Annotated in this window: 10 protein-coding genes and 1 other RNA gene; 9 read left to right on the plus strand and 2 right to left on the minus strand. The window is 41.8% G+C overall.

Annotated features, from left to right (window positions below; genetic code table 11):
• Positions 1 to 18 precede the first annotated feature (18 nt).
• Complete coding sequence (locus tag GW828_RS10710; RefSeq protein ID WP_273057516.1) at positions 19 to 315, plus strand: late competence development ComFB family protein; 297 nt, start codon at positions 19 to 21, stop codon at positions 313 to 315.
• Positions 316 to 486: 171 nt separating this feature from the next.
• Here GW828_RS10710 and ffs read toward each other — a convergent pair.
• Positions 487 to 583, minus strand: an RNA gene (gene ffs / locus GW828_RS10715) — signal recognition particle sRNA small type.
• 594 nt (positions 584 to 1,177) lie between these two features.
• Here ffs and GW828_RS10720 point away from each other — a divergent pair.
• The 8 genes from GW828_RS10720 (at position 1,178) to panP (ending at position 15,108) form a co-directional block, all read left to right on the plus strand.
• Positions 1,178 to 3,352 (plus strand): OmcA/MtrC family decaheme c-type cytochrome, encoded by a 2,175-nt coding sequence (locus tag GW828_RS10720; protein ID WP_273057518.1) that lies wholly within the window; start codon positions 1,178 to 1,180, stop codon positions 3,350 to 3,352.
• A gap of 289 nt (positions 3,353 to 3,641) precedes the next feature.
• Positions 3,642 to 5,603, plus strand: coding sequence for an OmcA/MtrC family decaheme c-type cytochrome (locus tag GW828_RS10725; protein ID WP_273057520.1), 1,962 nt, complete (start codon positions 3,642 to 3,644; stop codon positions 5,601 to 5,603).
• 96 nt (positions 5,604 to 5,699) lie between these two features.
• Entirely contained in the window at positions 5,700 to 6,689 is a 990-nt protein-coding gene (locus tag GW828_RS10730) for a DmsE family decaheme c-type cytochrome (protein ID WP_273057522.1), read from the plus strand.
• A gap of 12 nt (positions 6,690 to 6,701) precedes the next feature.
• On the plus strand, positions 6,702 to 8,789 hold the full coding sequence (locus GW828_RS10735; protein WP_273057524.1) for an MtrB/PioB family decaheme-associated outer membrane protein: 2,088 nt from the start codon (positions 6,702 to 6,704) through the stop codon (positions 8,787 to 8,789).
• Between the two features lie 472 nt (positions 8,790 to 9,261).
• Positions 9,262 to 10,419, plus strand: a complete 1,158-nt coding sequence (locus GW828_RS10740) for a sugar diacid recognition domain-containing protein (RefSeq protein ID WP_124016375.1) — start codon at positions 9,262 to 9,264, stop codon at positions 10,417 to 10,419.
• Positions 10,420 to 10,549: 130 nt separating this feature from the next.
• On the plus strand, positions 10,550 to 11,908 hold the full coding sequence (locus GW828_RS10745; RefSeq protein WP_273057526.1) for a GntP family permease: 1,359 nt from the start codon (positions 10,550 to 10,552) through the stop codon (positions 11,906 to 11,908).
• 20 nt (positions 11,909 to 11,928) lie between these two features.
• Complete coding sequence (locus tag GW828_RS10750; protein ID WP_273057528.1) at positions 11,929 to 13,098, plus strand: glycerate kinase; 1,170 nt, start codon at positions 11,929 to 11,931, stop codon at positions 13,096 to 13,098.
• A 369-nt stretch (positions 13,099 to 13,467) separates the two neighbouring features.
• Positions 13,468 to 15,108 carry a pyridoxal-dependent aspartate 1-decarboxylase PanP gene (gene panP / locus GW828_RS10755; protein ID WP_273057530.1) on the plus strand — a complete coding sequence of 547 codons (1,641 nt, stop codon included), beginning with the start codon at positions 13,468 to 13,470 and terminating at the stop codon, positions 15,106 to 15,108.
• A 501-nt stretch (positions 15,109 to 15,609) separates the two neighbouring features.
• On the opposite strand, the gene GW828_RS10760 is transcribed toward panP, so the two are convergent.
• Positions 15,610 to 17,124: a HEPN domain-containing protein gene (locus tag GW828_RS10760; RefSeq protein WP_273057532.1), complete on the minus strand. Its 1,515-nt coding sequence runs from the start codon at positions 17,122 to 17,124 to the stop codon at positions 15,610 to 15,612.
• Positions 17,125 to 18,369 lie beyond the last annotated feature (1,245 nt).

Genomic DNA, 18,369 nt, shown 5'->3' on the forward strand with positions numbered 1-18,369 from the left:
TCTCAATGGAGCGTAATAATGCAATTAGAGATCCGAAACTATTATGAAGTTCTATTAATGGAAATGCTGAGAGATGAAGGCTTAATGGACGAGTTGCCAGAAGAATACTTAGCCGATTTATGTTGCGTCACATTGAATCAGTTACCGGTTAGGTACATTCGTCATTTAGTCGACACCTATTTTTTTGAAAATTATCAAGAACTCAAACAGATGAAAACTGAGATAAGTGAAGCACTGGAACGTTCAAGAAAATTTCTAAAAATGAATTTGCAAAAACGCTTACAAGAAGAAGCTGAACTTACTGGCGAAAAGTAAGGTATGGCGAAACCATGTTTAACTGGCAACTAATAAGTTAAGTTGGTGCTTTAGGTATGAGTTGAAATAGACTAATAGGGATTTATTATTCAATAGTCGCCTTATTAAGGTATTTATTAAGCGCATTGATTGATGCTGTTGAGTAAGTCATTGGGGGGAATATTGGAGGTTCCCCTAGAGCCACACCCCGGCACACGAGTCACTTGCTGCGGTTGCTCCCTTCCAGGCCTGGCCGAGTTCACAAGTTATCATTGCGGGGGGACCCTAGGGTCACCATTGACTTCTGAAACATGAAATATAACGTTTATGTGTCAGAACGGGGCGATTATCCCCTAACCTATTGCCTTGATCAAGCCTTTATCTTAATAAGTTCTCAATCACTTACCTAACTGCGCAATACTTAACCTTAACGCGAAATTCAACATGTAATAACTGCAGGGTTAACCGACAAAAATTTATCCATGTTTAGATCATCTATATCAAACTCCCCCATTCATTAGCTAACAAGACTCATTTACGCAGCATATCTCAGCAGCTGGCAGTCCATTTAAGCAGAAGATATCGACAAAGAGTAATTGCATAGGCCTTAACTTCATCGACGAGATTAAACAAGAACCATATTACTGCTTAATGGATCCATTAATACCTGTACTCACGTCTTAAGCTAATGCGATATATCCTATCAACATAGGCCAATCTTCATCAAGTATTGTTACCCACAAAGGAATAGTCAGATCTTAGTCACAACTCTAGACTTAATTCAATGAGTAAGTCGCCAAGGTTAGCTAACATAAGAATTGAATAAAATCCGCATACGTTTAACCAACAGTGAATGCGAGATAACAAAAAATGCAGGGAATACATGATGAAGACAATAACAGTTAGTCCCGCTACAAAGGCGGTATTGAGTGCAGGGCTTATTGCTTTTGCGCTTACAGGGTGTGGAGGCAGCGATGGAACTAATGGCGAGGACGGACCTGACGGCATTATTGGTGTCAATATTGATGCAACATCGACCTTAAAAGCAACTTTTACTGACGCAAGCATCGTCGATGGGAAAGTCAGTGTTGCCTTTAACCTTAAAAATGCCAATGGCGTTGCGGTATTGGGACTAACAAAAGATCATGATCTCCGTTTTGGTATTGCCCAATTAACCCCAGTGACCGAAATGGTTGGTGCTGAGGGGGCTAAAGTTGAAGTTGACCGTGGTTATCAATGGCAGTCTTATATCAACTCGGCCAAACAACCTAATGCTAGCTGGATAGCTGATGGTGAAACCAACATATCTCCTTCAGCACAATATCAAGCTGAGGTCGAAGCTGCATCAAAGTGTGTTGACTGCTTAGTGGATAATCTCGATGGTTCATACTCATACACTTTTCAAACTAATATTGCTCAAGTAACAGACCCAATAAGTATTACTTACCAAGCTGATGACACTCAGCGTATTACCTTAGAATTAAAGCAGCCACTAATCACTGCAAATGCCCATTATGATTTCCAACCTTCAACCGGCTTAACCGAAGGTATTGTGTCACGGGATGTAGTATCGATAACGGCTTGTTATACCTGTCATCAACCGGAAAGCTTAGCATTACACGGTGGTCGTCGAATCGATCTTGAAAACTGTGCTTCTTGTCATACCGCAACATCAGGCGATCCTGAAACCGGCAACAGTGTTGATTTTACCTATATGATCCATGCGATTCATAAAGGTCAAGATCGCGTCACCAGTACCGCAGACGGCGAAGTAGCTGCCCCTTACAAAGTCATTGGTTATGGAGGCGGATTGCACGATTACGGTAAGGTTATGTACCCACAAAAGCCTGCTGCAGATTGTAGTGCATGTCATGTTGAAGGGACTAATGCTCCCAAAGATGCCGCGCTGTTTAATGCCAATAAAAGTGATACCGCTTGTATTGCATGCCATACAGAGTTGGCGTCTCAACAACATGTTGGTGTCGGTACAAATTGTACTTCTTGCCATGTGGAAGAAGGCTATGGTCGCAGTGCAAAAGAAGCTCATGGCGATGTCATGAAAGCCTATAATGAAACCCAAACCATGAAGGTAGTCTTTAGCGATGTTACCGTGACAGCTGATAACAAGTTCAGTACTAATGTGAGCTTTACTGATGCCAGTGGTCAGATATTACCCGCTGAGTATATTGATGATGGTAGTCGTATTGTCATGGCATGGGACAGTGACAAAAACTACCCTACGTATCAAGATGCCAGTTACAGCAATCGTCGTATTAAATTAAGTGAAGGTACTGCCAACACAGATAATAGCTGGACGTTAGTTTGGGATAAGGTCACCTTACCAACAGATTATGTGGGTAAAACATTTGAACTATGGTCAGCAGTCACAGCCTGCTTTAATCATGGTGGCTACGGTAGACCGGAAGTTAAACTCACGGCTTGCAGTGCTGATGATATCCAAACAGTGGAAATCAAAAGTGAGCCTTATCATTTTGTTATGGCTGCAAGTGTAATAGACGATAGCCAAACCGCTGCCGTACGTAGAAATATTATCAATACCCAAAGCTGCCAAGGTTGTCACAACCAAGAAGTGTATCACTATGATAATGGTGTAAATTGCCAAACATGTCATACCGCAGATAAGACTCTTAAGACTGACAACACTTATCCTGGTGGCAAAAAATCAACCAGCTTTGCCTTTAAAGCTCACAGTGCTGAAGGCCATTACCTCAAGCATGCCGGTGTAGAATCTGGCACTGTGTTAAAAACCGACTGTAAAACCTGCCACACGGCTGATGGGATACAACTTGGTAGAGCCGCTGACAGAGTATGGCGTTATGGCGACATAGAAACGGGTGCAGATGTGTGGATGTCATCAGATACTGGAGCCTGTTTAAGTTGTCATCAAAAGTATCGTACCGATGCCACCGTGTCTCATATTGAGTCCAATGGCGGTATTGTTGATGGTATGAGTGAAGACGATGTTCATACTCGTGCATCTGAAATATGTTCAACCTGTCATACGGTTGAACGAGTCACTAAAACCCATGGTTTCTAAGCTTAATATATAAATACTTAAATTGTTTTACCCATCAAAGACCTTAGCATATTGCTAAGGTCTTTTTTCTAGCGAGAACAATCATTCCCCTACAACCCCTGTATTTTATGTACCCCTTAATTAATAGGCAGATCGCCATCACACAATTACGTTCGCTTTACAGACGAGTTGCCGTTTGTAAAGTAATCTTAGTGTTGGGAAAATTAATTCCAACATCAACTTAACTGAAAAAGATAATTGCAGAAGATACTGCCAGTAAGTTAGATGGATGACCTTTGCAGGGAAAAATATGATGAATACAAAATACACAAAAATGGCATTGTTACTTGCTATGTCAGCGTCAATGACACTAGTAGGGTGTGGCGGAGGCGATGATGGTGAACCTGGCAATCCTGGCAACCCTGGCGGCGAGCCTGCTGAAGCGATCAAAACACTAAACTTAGATATCACCAAAGTCACTTATCAAGACAACAAACCGACTATTGAAGTTTTTGCAACCAATGAAAAAGACCTTCCGATTGCAGGCCTTAAAGACTTGGAAGTGAAAAAAGTGGTTCAATTGATTCCAGTTGGCGCTAGCGGACCGGGTAATTCAGCGCAATGGCAATTTATTGGATCCGAAAAAACCTTTACCGACCATGGTAACGGAAATTACAGTTTTACCGTCAATGTTGAAGGTTTTAATCCAGAGCTGACACAACGTTACAACGTCATAGCAAGTGCTTCTACTTTGCAAGACGGGGTTACCAGTGTTCCGCGTACCGAAATCACCGAAGATTTTGACGGCGAAGGGTTTCAAGCTAAATACACCAAAAACATAGTAAGCGGAGCCACTTGTAATACCTGCCATGCAAAGGGTGAAAGCATTTATCACAGCTACACTGACTTAGAAACCTGTACATCTTGCCATACCAACGAAATGGCCATTGAAAAAGACAAGGTTCAAGTTGAATTTAGCCATTTGATCCATAATGTTCATAACAATGCCAAAATGTATGGCCGCAACTTAGACAAGAGTGCAGAAGCAGCATATGCGATAGTCCAAGACAATTGCACCACTTGTCATGTCGATTCAGAACAACTAAGCGAATCGAACAACTGGTCTCGAATTCCAACCATGGAAACCTGTTCAAGCTGCCATACCAATATTGACTTTAAAACAGGTCAAGGCCATCCACAACAAGTGGACAATTCAAATTGTATTGCATGCCATAATGCAAGCTGGACAGAAGAAATACACACCACTTCATATACTCAGAAAAAAGCATTTATCGACTCATATGGCATGACCGCCACATTGACTGCGAATAAATCTAGCCCTGAAGACAAATCAGCAACGCTATCGGTAACGATTTTAGATGCTAAAGGCGTAGCCATTGATGCTGCAAGCTTAGTCAGCAAAATTCAACGTATTGAAACGCTAACTAACGTTGGTCCTAACTTCCCGATTATGGGATATAACCCTAGCCCAGGCAGTGGTTTAGCTAAGATCAGCAAAGACTTTATCAAAGCGGGTCTATTACAAGCGGATGTGGTCATTGAATCAGGTAACTTGGTATATGCCATTCCATCATTACCATTTGGTGCCGGCGACACAGATACAGCCTTTAGCTTTATCGGTCTTGAAATGTGTAATGATGGTATCCAAGCCATTGATTGTGCAGACGGCGTAGCAACCACCAGCATGAAAGCTGAACTTACCGTTGGCACTTTCTCTGGTAATGCCCCTAGCTATCGTCACACTGACTCGGTCAATTTTGATTCATGTGATAATTGTCATGGCGACACGTTTGAGCTCCACAAAGGTCACCATGCTGGTTTTGTCATGTCAGAACAATTAGGCCGTGAGCTTAATGGCGAACTTACCGTAGGTTTAGACGGTTGTGTGGCTTGTCATACACCCGATGGCACTTATGCATCTGGCGCTAATCAAGGCGCGATTGAAATGAAACTTCACAGTGTTCATGGTGAACAAGGCATTATCAAAGACTGTACCCAGTGTCATAACGACTTTAATCTTGATGCATTCAAAGTTAAAGGTGCACTCGCCACTTCTGCTGGCCTATATACCACGCCTATCACAGCGACATGTGCTTCTTGTCATGGTTTTGACACGATTAAACAACATGCTGAAAGTCAGGGCGCAATTGTGAATGGTAGCTATCAAGAAGCCAATGATGCTGCGCAGTTAGAAACCTGTTTATTCTGCCATGCACCTACCATTGAAAATCACACACAAGTGAAATTTTAATTTGTTCATTGAGAGAGAAGCACAGCTTCTCTCTCATGCTATGACTTACTTCATCAAATGTTGATCATCAAAATGGACAAATTAGGAAGTCTACTTATGAAGACCACAAACTCAATCAATACCTTATTTTTCGCTCTACTGTGTCTAACAGCTTCGACTGTTTTTGTGTCGACTCACGTACAGGCGGCAAAGTGGGATGCCAGCATGACGCCGGCAGAAGTTGAAGCCACGTTAGATAAAAAATTCGCCGAAGGAAAATACTCGCCTAAAGGCGCCGACTCATGCCTGATGTGCCATAAAAAGTCTGAAAAAGTGATGGACTTATTTAAAGGCGTTCATGGCGCTATCGACTCTTCAAAAAGCCCAATGGCAGGCTTGCAGTGCGAAGCATGTCACGGCCCGCTAGGTTCACATAATCGTGGTGGCAAAGAACCCATGATCACCTTTGGCCCAACCTCTACACTCGCTGCAGATAAGCAAAATAGTGTGTGTATGAGCTGTCACCAAGATGATAAGCGGGTGGCATGGGACAGCAGCCATCATGCCAATGCTGATGTAGCTTGTGCATCTTGTCATAGCGTGCATGCCGCTCACGACCCTGTATTGTCAAAGCAAACTGAAATGGAAGTGTGTACCAGCTGCCATACCAAACAAAAAGCCGATATGAACAAGCGCTCAAGTCATCCTATGAAATGGAACCAAATGACCTGTAGTGATTGCCATAATCCACATGGCAGTTTGAGTGACTCAGATCTGGTTCAACCAACGGTTAATGAAACCTGTTACTCATGCCATGCTGAAAAACGGGGACCAAAGCTTTGGGAACATGCACCCGTTACCGAAAATTGCATCAATTGCCACAACCCACACGGTTCGGTCAACGACGCTATGCTTAAAACTCGCGCGCCACAGTTATGCCAGCAATGTCATGCAAGTGACAACCATACCAGCAACGCTTATCTCGGTAACACGGATATGGGTTCAACTGTCAATGGCAATACCTTTACGGGTGGTCGCAGCTGCTTAAATTGTCATACTCAGATACATGGTTCAAACCATCCTTCTGGTAAATTACTGCAGCGCTAAGGAGATAATATTATGAATACTAAATTAAACCTCATTACCTTAGCGTTACTCACTAGCACCAGCTTTAGTCTTATGGCTGATGGGTATGGCCTAGCAAACGCTAAAACTGACAACATCAAATATGATGCCTGGAAATGTAAAGGCTGTGTTATCGCAACCGGTACCACTGGCACTGTTGGTGTGGGTATTGGTTACAACAGTGAAGATGATGTTCAATCCGCGAATGCATTTCATAGCAGCAATCAAACTGCTGGCAAAGTAGATGCTGATATTCGCTATCGCGGGAGTGAGGGCTATCAAGCAAACGTGGCAGCCAATAACTTAGGTATGGACAACGGCCGCATGGAAATTGATGTTGGTAAACTAGGGTTGTATCGAATTAACCTTGACTATCGATCCATTGCAACCTATCAAAGTAACAATGCATTAAGCCCTTACCAAAATATCGGTAGCGATAACCTAACTTTAGCCAGTAACTGGATTACCGCAGGTGCAAGTTCAGACATGCCAATGTTGTATAGCAGTTTAAACCCATTTGAATTGTCGCTTAAACGTGAACGTGCTGGACTTGGGTTTGAATATCAAACTGAATCAATGTTCACCACTTATGTTAATTTTCAGCGCGAAGAAAAAACGGGCACTAAGATCACCTCAGGCAGTTTCTTCACTCAATCGATGATGTTGCCAGAGCCTGTTGATTACACTACAGACATTTTAAACGCTGGGATTAAACTCCGCGGTGACAACTGGTTTACTAGTATTAACTACAATGGTTCAGTGTTTAGTAATAATAACCAGCAACTCGGCTTTGACAGTGCTTTTAATCCAACCTTTGGCGCACAAAATAGAGGTTACATTGCATTAGACCCCGATAACGAAGCTCATACCATTTCGTTGTTAGGTCAATATAACGATTCTATTACCAGTCTAAGTGGTCGTTTACTCTTAGGCCAAATGACGCAAGATCAGCAATTGACCCAATTAGGGTATAGCTACTCATTACCTGCAGACAGTATTGATGCCAAAGTCGATATCACTGGCATGACACTTAAAGCGGTAACTAAACTCAGTCGTGCATGGCGCCTCACTGGTAGCTATGATTATAACGACCGTGAAAATAATACCCAAATTGAACAATGGACCCAAATTAGCATTAGCGATGTTACCGGCAAAGTAAGGGATAACACCCCATACGATCTCACCACTCATAGAGCTAAATTATCAACTGACTACCGTATCAGCCATGGTATCAAACTCGATGCTGGTTATGATTTCAGGCGCGATGAGCGCAGTAATCAAGGTCGAGAAACCACTGACGACAATAACGTTTGGGCTCGTTTACGCCTTAATAATTTTGATATGTGGGACATGTGGCTTAAAGGCAGTTTCAGCAAAAGAGATGGTTCTGAATATAAAGCATCAGAATCATCATCAGCGGAGCAAAATCCATTATTGCGCCGCTACTACTTAGCTGATCGCGACCGCACTCAAATTGAGGCCCGCGTTAATCATAGTCCTATGGATAATTTGAATGTCGATTTTGGAGTTCGTTATGCTCTTGATGACTATACCAACACCCAGATAGGCTTGACTGAGTCCAAAGACACTAACTACGATATCAATATTAACTACATGATTAATGACGATATCAATGCGAGCACATTTTATAACCATCAAATCATAACATCCGCTCAATCTGGCAGTGCTAATTTGAATATTGCAACTTGGCAAGCCGATATAGAAGATACTGTTGATGTGGTTGGTGCTGGCCTAAGTTATAACAACTTAATGGACAGTCGTTTACGCTTAGGCGTAGATTATACTTACTCAGACTCAGACAGCACGACCCAAGTCAGACAAGGTATTAGTGGTGATTACGGCGACTATTTTGCCAAAGTACATAACATTAATGTTTATGCACAGTATCAAGCAACCGAAAAAGTAGCCTTGCGAATAGACTACAAAATAGAAAAGTATCTTGATAATGACGACGCCAATGATATCGAACCCGATACCATTTGGAATGTGATGAGTTTCGGCAATTTACAGCATGACTACACAGCACACATGATTATGCTCAACGTCAGTTATAAACTGTAAGTAAAATAATAATGATGTGACAAAGTCAGTCATATTACAGAAAACGCCAACCTCTTTAGGTTGGCGTTTTGCTATCTGTCGGTTTGACATTAGCAATCGCGTAAATAGCTTTCTCGTCTAACGCTTAAGCTCATCGATTAATTTTAGAGCTTCACTGTATAAAAAACTTGCAACTCACACGCATTTAACATTATATTAACAAAGTGAATTGCTTGTGATTGAAAATTGGGCAAAAGGATTTTGCCCCCCATTTTATTTTTAATTGTTTTATGTCTCGCCTTCCCCGTCAAAATTAGCACTGCTAATCTTTATTATCTTATCGGTTATGATCAGGTGCTTTATAGGCGTATTGTTTAGGGTTAACAGTAACGGACTTTTTACTCATCAAGTCCACATTCACATCAACCAACTCCCACTACTTAAGCAACATCAGGTATCATTCAATACCGATATTGATGACTCAGAGAAATTCATGTTTCAGATTGATACCCAAATTGCCGCTAAAATTGTCAACCGGACCATGAAAATTATTGGCCATAATATCAATGTCATGAATGCGCAAGCCGTCATACTCGGTTCAGGCGAAGTCGAGCGAATTGGCACCATACATGAGGGCGCATTATTGGCTATTAGCCAAAATCGCAATGTTGAGATCAATCAAACCATCGCTTCAAATTTACAAGGGGTGAAGCCCGGGCTTAATTTGCCATTACATTATCAAGGTCAAGTTGTTGGTGTGATTGGCATCACGGGTGAACCAGACACATTGAGCCACTATGGTGAGCTGCTTAAAATGACTGCCGAAATGATTGTTGAACAAGCTAACCTACAAGAACAATTACAATGGCAAAACCGTCAAAAAGAAGAGTTTATTGCTCAGTTGATTCATGCAAATGAGCAAGACTTACCCTCATTAAAACAATGGGCACTGCAATTAGGTATCGATTTTAGCGTACCTAGAGTGGCGGCGATTATTGAACTCGACAGTCATAACCCTTTGTATCAGCAAGACAACCAGGCATTGAAACAAGTTCTGTATTTATTACAAAACCCGGTACGAGATAACTTAATTGCTATGACGTCGCTCACTCAGCTGGTTATTTTGAAACCCGCTTTTTTAGACGGTAAACAATTTGATCCTGAACTTGAAAATCAACGCATCAATAAATTACTCAAACGCTTGCCCGCAAACATGCAACTTAGCTTGCACATTTCCTTAGGCCATTATTTCAGTGGTGATTTAGGCATCAGTTACTCTTACCGTACGGCCAAAGAAACCATGGACATTGGCAAGAAACTGCATCCGCAAAAAAGCAAATATTTATACCAAGATTACAGCTTACAGGTGCTGTTATCCGGCTTACGTCATCACTGGCGCGGTAACGCACTGGCAAGTCCCTATATGAAACTGATTGAAGTAGATAAAAACCAACAATTACAAAAAACACTCGCCGCGTATCTTGAACATATGGGTGATATACAAACCTGTGCTAACAGCCTATTTATTCATAGAAACACATTACGTTATCGATTAGATAAAATTCAAACCATCACCAATATTGATTTGCACAGCTTTAATGGATTACTGAGTTTGTATTTAGGTCAGCTCATCCACCAGCCCAGCGCTTAGTTGTGCATTAGTACAAAAATAGTCTATTTGAGCATTGTTATTAGTGCGGATGAACAAAGTAATTTATCACTAAAGGTTTACTATGATGAATAACTAAACCACTCCAATAACAATAAATAACGAGTACTCTATGGGACTAATCTTGATCTTACTCAGCGTGATCGCCTTCATCGTCATCGCCACCTCCAGATTCAAACTTCACCCTTTTTTAACCCTTATCTTAGCGTCGTTTCTCACCGCATTTGCTTATGGCTTACCCAGTAACGAAATCGCTAAAACCATCACAGGTGGTTTTGGTGGAATTTTAGGTTATATAGGCCTAGTCATTGTATTAGGAACAATTATTGGCACTATCCTTGAAAAAAGCGGCGCAGCAATCACCATGGCAGATGTTGTCATTAAATTGTTTGGTCAACGCTTTCCAACCTTAACCATGTCAATGATTGGCTATTTGGTGTCTATCCCTGTGTTTTGTGATTCAGGGTTTGTGATTTTAAACTCATTAAAGCAATCAATGGCTAACCGCATGAAAGTGTCTCAGGTTGCCATGAGTGTCGCCTTAGCAACTGGGTTATATGCTACTCATACCTTTGTACCGCCAACGCCAGGCCCAATTGCAGCTGCAGGTAACTTAGGCCTTGAATCACAACTGGGGTTAGTTATTGCCGTCGGTGTGTTTGTTGCCGCGATTGCCGCTTTTGCAGGTATGTTATGGGCCAACCGTTTTGCCAACGAACAACCTGACGGCGAAGGGGCTGAAGAACTTAATGCACAACTACCAGACTTTGACGATCTGAAAAAGGCATACGGCGAATTACCTAGCCCGCTAAAAGCCTTTGCGCCAATTTTTGTGCCTATTATCTTCATTTGTTTAGGTTCTATTGCCAATTTCCCTTCAAAACCGCTTGGTGAACAAGGTTTATTCGATTTATTAGTCTTTTTAGGCCAACCGGTAAACGCCTTAATGATTGGCTTATTTTTATCATTATTTTTACTTAAAGGGACTGAAAAAGTTAAAGAGTTTAGTGAACGTATTAGCCAAGGCTTAGTGGTTTCGGCGCCAATTCTATTGATCACCGGTGCTGGTGGAGCCTTCGGTGCGGTGTTAAAAGCCACTGAAATTGGTGCATTTTTGGGTAGCAGTTTATCGGCATTGGGCGTGGGTATTTTTATGCCATTTATCGTCGCGGCCGCGCTCAAATCGGCACAAGGATCATCAACCGTTGCCTTAGTCGCCACCTCGGCCTTAGTGGCACCATTGTTAGGCGATATAGGCTTAGCCTCAGAAATGGGCCGCGTTCTTACCGTTATGGCCATTGGCGCAGGGGCAATGACAGTGTCACATGCCAACGACAGTTTTTTCTGGGTTGTGACTCAGTTTAGCCGCATGAGCGTCAAACAAGCTTACCGCGCGCAAACCATGGCGACATTAATTCAAGGTATCACGGCGATGATCACCGTTTATCTACTGAGCTTAATTTTACTGTAATTTATTATTCAGAGTCTTATATGAAAATCGTTATTGCTCCAGATTCATTTAAAGAAAGCTTAAGTGCCCTTGAAGTGGCTAATGCCATTGAAGATGGCTTTAAACAGGTGTTTCCTGATGCACAATATTGCAAAGTGCCGATGGCTGACGGCGGTGAAGGTACAGTACAAGCCATGGTTGATGCTACTCAAGGGCAAATCATTAATCTTACTGTTACTGGCCCGCTGGGGTTACCTGTTGACGCTTTTTACGGTGTGTTGGGGCAACTCGATGAAGACGGCAAGCAAACTGCAGTGATTGAAATGGCAGCGGCATCAGGGCTACATCTGGTGCCCGTCAATCAACGCAATCCGTTATTGACCACCAGCTTTGGCACAGGTGAATTAATTGCCGATGCGTTAAATCGCGGCATCCGTCATATTATCTTAGGTTTAGGCGGCAGTGCCACCAATGATGCAGGCGCAGGAATGATGCAAGCATTAGGGGTAACACTGAGCAATATAGCTAATGAGCCACTGCCTTTTGGTGGCGCAGCCCTTGCCGCATTGCATCATATTGATGTTCAGTCGTGCCATCCTGCCATAAAAGAGTGTGTTATTGAGGTCGCTTGCGATGTCGATAACCCATTGTGTGGTCCTCGCGGTGCCAGTGCGATTTTTGGTCCACAAAAAGGGGCCACAACCGAGATGATTGAACAGCTCGATCATGCTCTAGGCCATTTTGCTCACACGGTTAATCAACAACTTTATCAATCTGTTGATACTCACTGCCAACTGCACCCTGGGGCTGGCGCGGCTGGAGGTATGGGGTTTGGGGTGATGACAATATTAAATGCCTCCTTAAAACCTGGAGTCGATATTGTCACCAACAGTGTAAAATTAGCAGAGTATTGCCACAATGCCGATTTAGTCATCACAGGTGAAGGTCGTATTGATGGTCAAACTGTGTTTGGTAAAACCCCCATGGGCGTATTACATGTCGCTAAACAGCTCAATATCCCAGTGATTGGCATTTCTGGATGCCTAGGCCCAAATGCAGATGCTATTTTAGCCGAAGGCATGCACGCTATTTTCGCTATTATTCCGGCACTACAGCCATTAGAACAAGTGTTGTCTGAAGCACAGGTGAATCTCACCAATACCGCCCGTAATATTGCGGCAATGTTGTCATTATCATTAGTGAAAAAGTAATCCTGTCAGCATAAATATCAATTGATATTTATGCTGACTTTACAATGCTAATGAAATTTATCGCAATAGGGCTCCCCTATTGATATCCGTTTTAGATGAATAACCTAGTATTGATCTCGAGTCATACATGCGCCGACCAATAACCACAATGTCATCTGCATTATCACCAAGAGTATTCTGACCACAACAGATAAGCAGTCATCAGTATTTTTTCTACCCTAACCATCAGCATTAACACGATAAATACTTGAAGCCTAACCAGCCATACAGTAAAGTTAGCACCCTCATTTCGTCCTGAAGGTGCAGCGTTAATCGTAATGCATCAGTCAATGCTAACAGGATGGAGTTTTCATCATTACGGCAAGCAAAATGACCTCGAAAATCACCCGTCAAGCATACGCTTCAGAAGACAGCTTACTGCGTATTTTTACCGCACCTGAAGATTCGACCTCGACGTTGAGCATTATTGAACAGAAGTTGTCACAAGACCTTGCAGGGTTTTTAGGTAACAGCATCGCCGCACTGGAAAAGCCGCTATCAGAAATAGAAACCGATTTTAACGCTTATCAGATCCCCACCGATCCTAAGTTCGTTTCTGATTATGCCGACGAAATCATGCAAAATTTAGTGGCGCACTCAGTTCATACCGCTGCACCGAGTTTTATTGGTCATATGACATCAGCATTGCCTTATTTTGTGTTACCGCTGTCGAAGATGATGGTGGGACTGAACCAAAACTTGGTTAAAATCGAAACATCAAAAGCCTTTACGCCTCTTGAGCGCCAAGTATTAGGCATGATGCACCACTTGGTTTATCAACAATCAAACGACTTTTATGACCAATGGATGCACAGCGCAAATCATTCGCTAGGCGCATTTTGTTCAGGTGGCACGGTAGCCAACATTACCGCCCTGTGGATAGCCCGAAACCGATTATTGCAACCTAGCGGCGAATTTAAAGGTATTACTCGTGAAGGCATGACCAAAGCATTACGATTTTATGGTTATGATGACCTTGCCATATTAGTGTCTGATCGGGGTCATTACTCATTAGGGAAAACGGCCGATTTATTAGGTATTGGCCGAGATAACATCATTAGTATCCCTACGGATGAACATCATAAAGTCGATGTTGCTACCATGCGTGCAACCGCGGCTAAACTGGCACAACAAAATATCAAAGTGATGGCGATTGTCGGCGTGGCTGGCACAACCGAAACCGGTAATGTCGATCCATTAACTGAGTTAGCCGCTTTAGCCTGCGAGTTAAATTGTCACTTTCATGTCGATGCAGCTTGGGGCGGCGCCAGTTTATTATCCAACAAATATCGCCACTTACTAAAAGGCATCGAGCTAGCTGACTCAGTCACGATCGACGCCCATAAGCAAATGTACGTGCCAATGGGCGCCGGTATGGTGCTATTTAAAGACCCAGAACTGGCCAAAGCCATTGTGCATCATGCTGAATATATTTTACGCGTGGGTTCAAAAGATTTAGGCAGTCAAACGCTGGAAGGTTCGCGCCCAGGCATGGCGATGTTAGTGCACGCTTGCCTACAGATAATTGGTCGCGATGGCTATGAAATACTCATTAATAACAGCCTAGAAAAAGCCCGTTATTTTGCAACGATTATTGAGCAACATAAGGATTTTGAATTAGTCACTGCGCCTGAGTTATGTTTACTAACCTATCGCTACGTCCCCGCATCGGTACAAGCAATACTAACAACAGCCATATCGAATCAAGACACAGAGTTAGTTGCAACAATCAACGAACTACTGGATGGATTAACTCAATTCATTCAAAAACATCAACGTGAACAAGGCAAATCATTTGTGTCACGAACACGGATCAAACCGGCAAAATACTTGCGCCAACAAACCACAGTATTTCGTGTGGTACTCGCTAATCCGTTGACCAGTCATCAAATATTACATGATGTCCTGAGCGAGCAAGTTGAGATTGCCGCATTAGACAATGAATATTTACCACAACTGTTGGCGTTGTAGAGCACCGACTCATAATAACTTCGATGTTTATAGCTTATTAGCGACCTTCTCGTCATCCCGGCAGTGTTTTTAAGCCGGGATCCCGGTGTTTTTTTGTACTTTTGTACTTTTGTACTCATGGCCTACGGCCACTAACGTCGTGGCGCTTCGCCCACACCAGACTAAGAGGAAACCAACGGCGGTTCCCTCTTGGAACTCCCAGCCGCCCCGCAACATTTTCTGAAAAACGAAAAGTCGCCATGGGGTCAGATTTAACTTTGACCTACATTTGCAGACTGCTTCGGCCTTATTCGAAAATGCTATCGCTTCCGATAGGCCATCCATGGCCAACGAAAGCTAGCCTGACGTCCTGTCAGGCTCACGCTATTTTCTTCAACGGCCTCAAGTGCAGAGTTGAATTTATAAATCTTTAAGCAAAGCTAACTGATTTTTGGACAGAAATGCGTCAGTGGTTTTATTAAATTAGCAATCAATGGATTTCTTCTGGTATAGTAAAACCACTTAACTCGATGACTGAGATGTTATCAAGTCTAATTGAGCGAGGTAATGAGGATACTCAGTAAAGTATCGTCCTACTCTGTGGTTTGGGTTATATGGTTTACGCCAATCGTCAATCTTCCAACCACACTCTATTAAATCTGAAACAACAAAAATAAACTCTAAAGTATCAATGAAGAAACTGACCATATCGAAATGTAAATCATAATCAAATTTTTTGTTACCACCATGAACAAAATAATTTCTACAGTCTACGGCTTGATGAGCTACAAATTTTAAATCTTGGAATTCAAAATCACTATTTAATAAAATAATATCTATACGATTATTAATTTTGTGCTTAAGTGTTTTTGTACCCAGCCTGCCAAGAGCTTGTAGGAAAGATGTTTTTTCTAAACTATCAGGTAATGCCTTAAAAATTTTACGAGCTTGAATCTTCGCCTCTTTAATATCTTCAGGTAAGTTAACCTTGGACTTATCTAGAATTAAATCAAAAATATTAGCGCATTTAACTACTCTGTCAACATTATAATTATTGGAAGAGTATGTATGGCATAATTGATTTCTTGCATCCTTCCAATCCTCATGCCTATCAAACCATTTTTGAAATATTCCATTTAAATAGCCTTTCTCCATTTTAGCATTAAGTAATGAATCAAAATGCTCATCTGAGTATTCTACAGCATCAGTTGATACATAAATCTCGAAATAACCACCTTTCTCATCTCCTTTTATGTGAATGCTTATTTTTGATAAATAGTCTTCTTTGCCGCTGAGAAGCTTAATAAAATTATGAACCTTCCAACATTCATAAATTATTTTTTGCACACTAGCAGACTCATTTAAAGATATATGAAATTGCGTCGATATATCAGATTTTATCCCGCTACCACCATATGAAGTTTGGCCTTCAATATGGTATAAAGAAAATTCACCAAGACCGGTTTTAAATGAGAGTATTTCTTTACTCCCAGTGTATATATAGACAGAAGGAGGAGTACCTATATCGTGATATTTATTAACAATATGATCATTAATATTAGCTTGAAAACCGTATTTACTCTCTGAATATTCTAGGTCTCGTTTAATCAAATTATTAACTAAACTTTCATCAACGTGAATCACAGGTCTATATGCGTGATGGTCATGAAATATCTTCTCAAGTTTATCAGTAGAAAACCATACGTCTTCTACACTAGTCGTATTTTCAAGCCACTCAGAACCTATAGCAACAAACCTTGGGTGTATAATACTATTATATCTTCGAACATATTTATCACTCTGTCTAGCAGTAGATACGCCATTTTTGGATAAAAATATAGAGTCCATAAGTGTAATATATTTCATTCCATCATATATAAGGCCATATATATTGTCACTTACACGATTAATTACAATTGGTTCACTAGACCATATCTCTGCTTTTGTATTTATGCCATCGAATGTTATTTCGCCAAAGAATTTACAATCATCAATTACAAACTCACACGAAAATTTATTACCATTATATTTTTTCATATCAGGCCGTATTCTTATCTATCAATAGAAATAAAGGAGTAACAGGAACCACAATAGCAATATCACATCCACTAAACTTATATAACCCTAACTCAATAGACAAGTTAGTGTAATTATAAAAAGTAAGTCAAACAACACTTTTGTGTCGTAAGTGTTTACTAGTATGTAAGAAGGAATGGGGCATAAATGAGTTTGCCTACTTAATTGAAAATGGACAAATTGAACTCTGAACTTGAGGCCGTTGAAGAAAATAGCGTGAGCTGGCCATGGATGGCCCGCTAGCTTTCGCGGTACAGGATGTACCATCGGAAGCGTTAGCATTTTCGAATAAGGCTGAGGCAGAAGTCAAGTGCGGTCAAAAGCTGGATCAATCCCCATGGCGACCTTTTCGCAGCTGTTGTTTTGTAAATCGCGAAAATGTTGCGGGGCGGCTGGGAGCTCCAAGAGGGAATAGCCGTTGATTTCCTCTTGGTCTGGTGTGGGCGAAGCGCCACGACGTTGGTGGCCGCAGGTCATAGCCTAACCAACTTTGGGGCAAAACCAAGTTCGCTGTTAACTTAACATTCGTACCAAATGAAGCTAAATCGAAGAAATAGAATGATCCAGTGTAGATACGACTGAGGGTATCGAAAACAGGGACGTTTTCGTTAAGCGGCCACGGATGGCGTAAAGCATCCCGAAGCAGTATCTGCACATGAGCCCACTGCAAGTGATTGACGACAATGAAGGTACAAGCTTCAAACCCATTTAACCAATACCCACTCAGCTAAACACGACTCAACCAAACATAAAAAATGCCAAACCTTCATTCGAAGGCCAAAAAACTTCGGGCACAAATGTGTTACATACCTTGCTTGTAAAAAGTGAGATTCAATTCTGAACTTGAGGACGTTGAAGAAAATGACATGTAACTAACATTCTATGGTCACATCATACATAAATATCACTGTGCTAATTGTGAAATCAAAGAACCTACCAACTTTCCGAATCACCCGCGCTTATAGCCGCGTAGCGAACTAGCAGGACGAAGTCCGCTCTAGTATCTAGGTTCTCGACACACCAGTCTCTATTGCTAGAGATTATAATGGTACCCGAAGCCGGACTTGAACCGGCACGCCTGATGTTCAACCAGAGCGCGAGGGATTTTATCTTCTCTGCTTGTATCTTCTTACCTTTGAATATATAAGCCAAATTGCAGACGTAAAAAAGCCCCAACTAATGTTGAGGCTTCTTTACACCACTCTC

The organism is Shewanella vesiculosa, assembly GCF_009994065.1.
Lineage (GTDB): Bacteria > Pseudomonadota > Gammaproteobacteria > Enterobacterales > Shewanellaceae > Shewanella > Shewanella vesiculosa.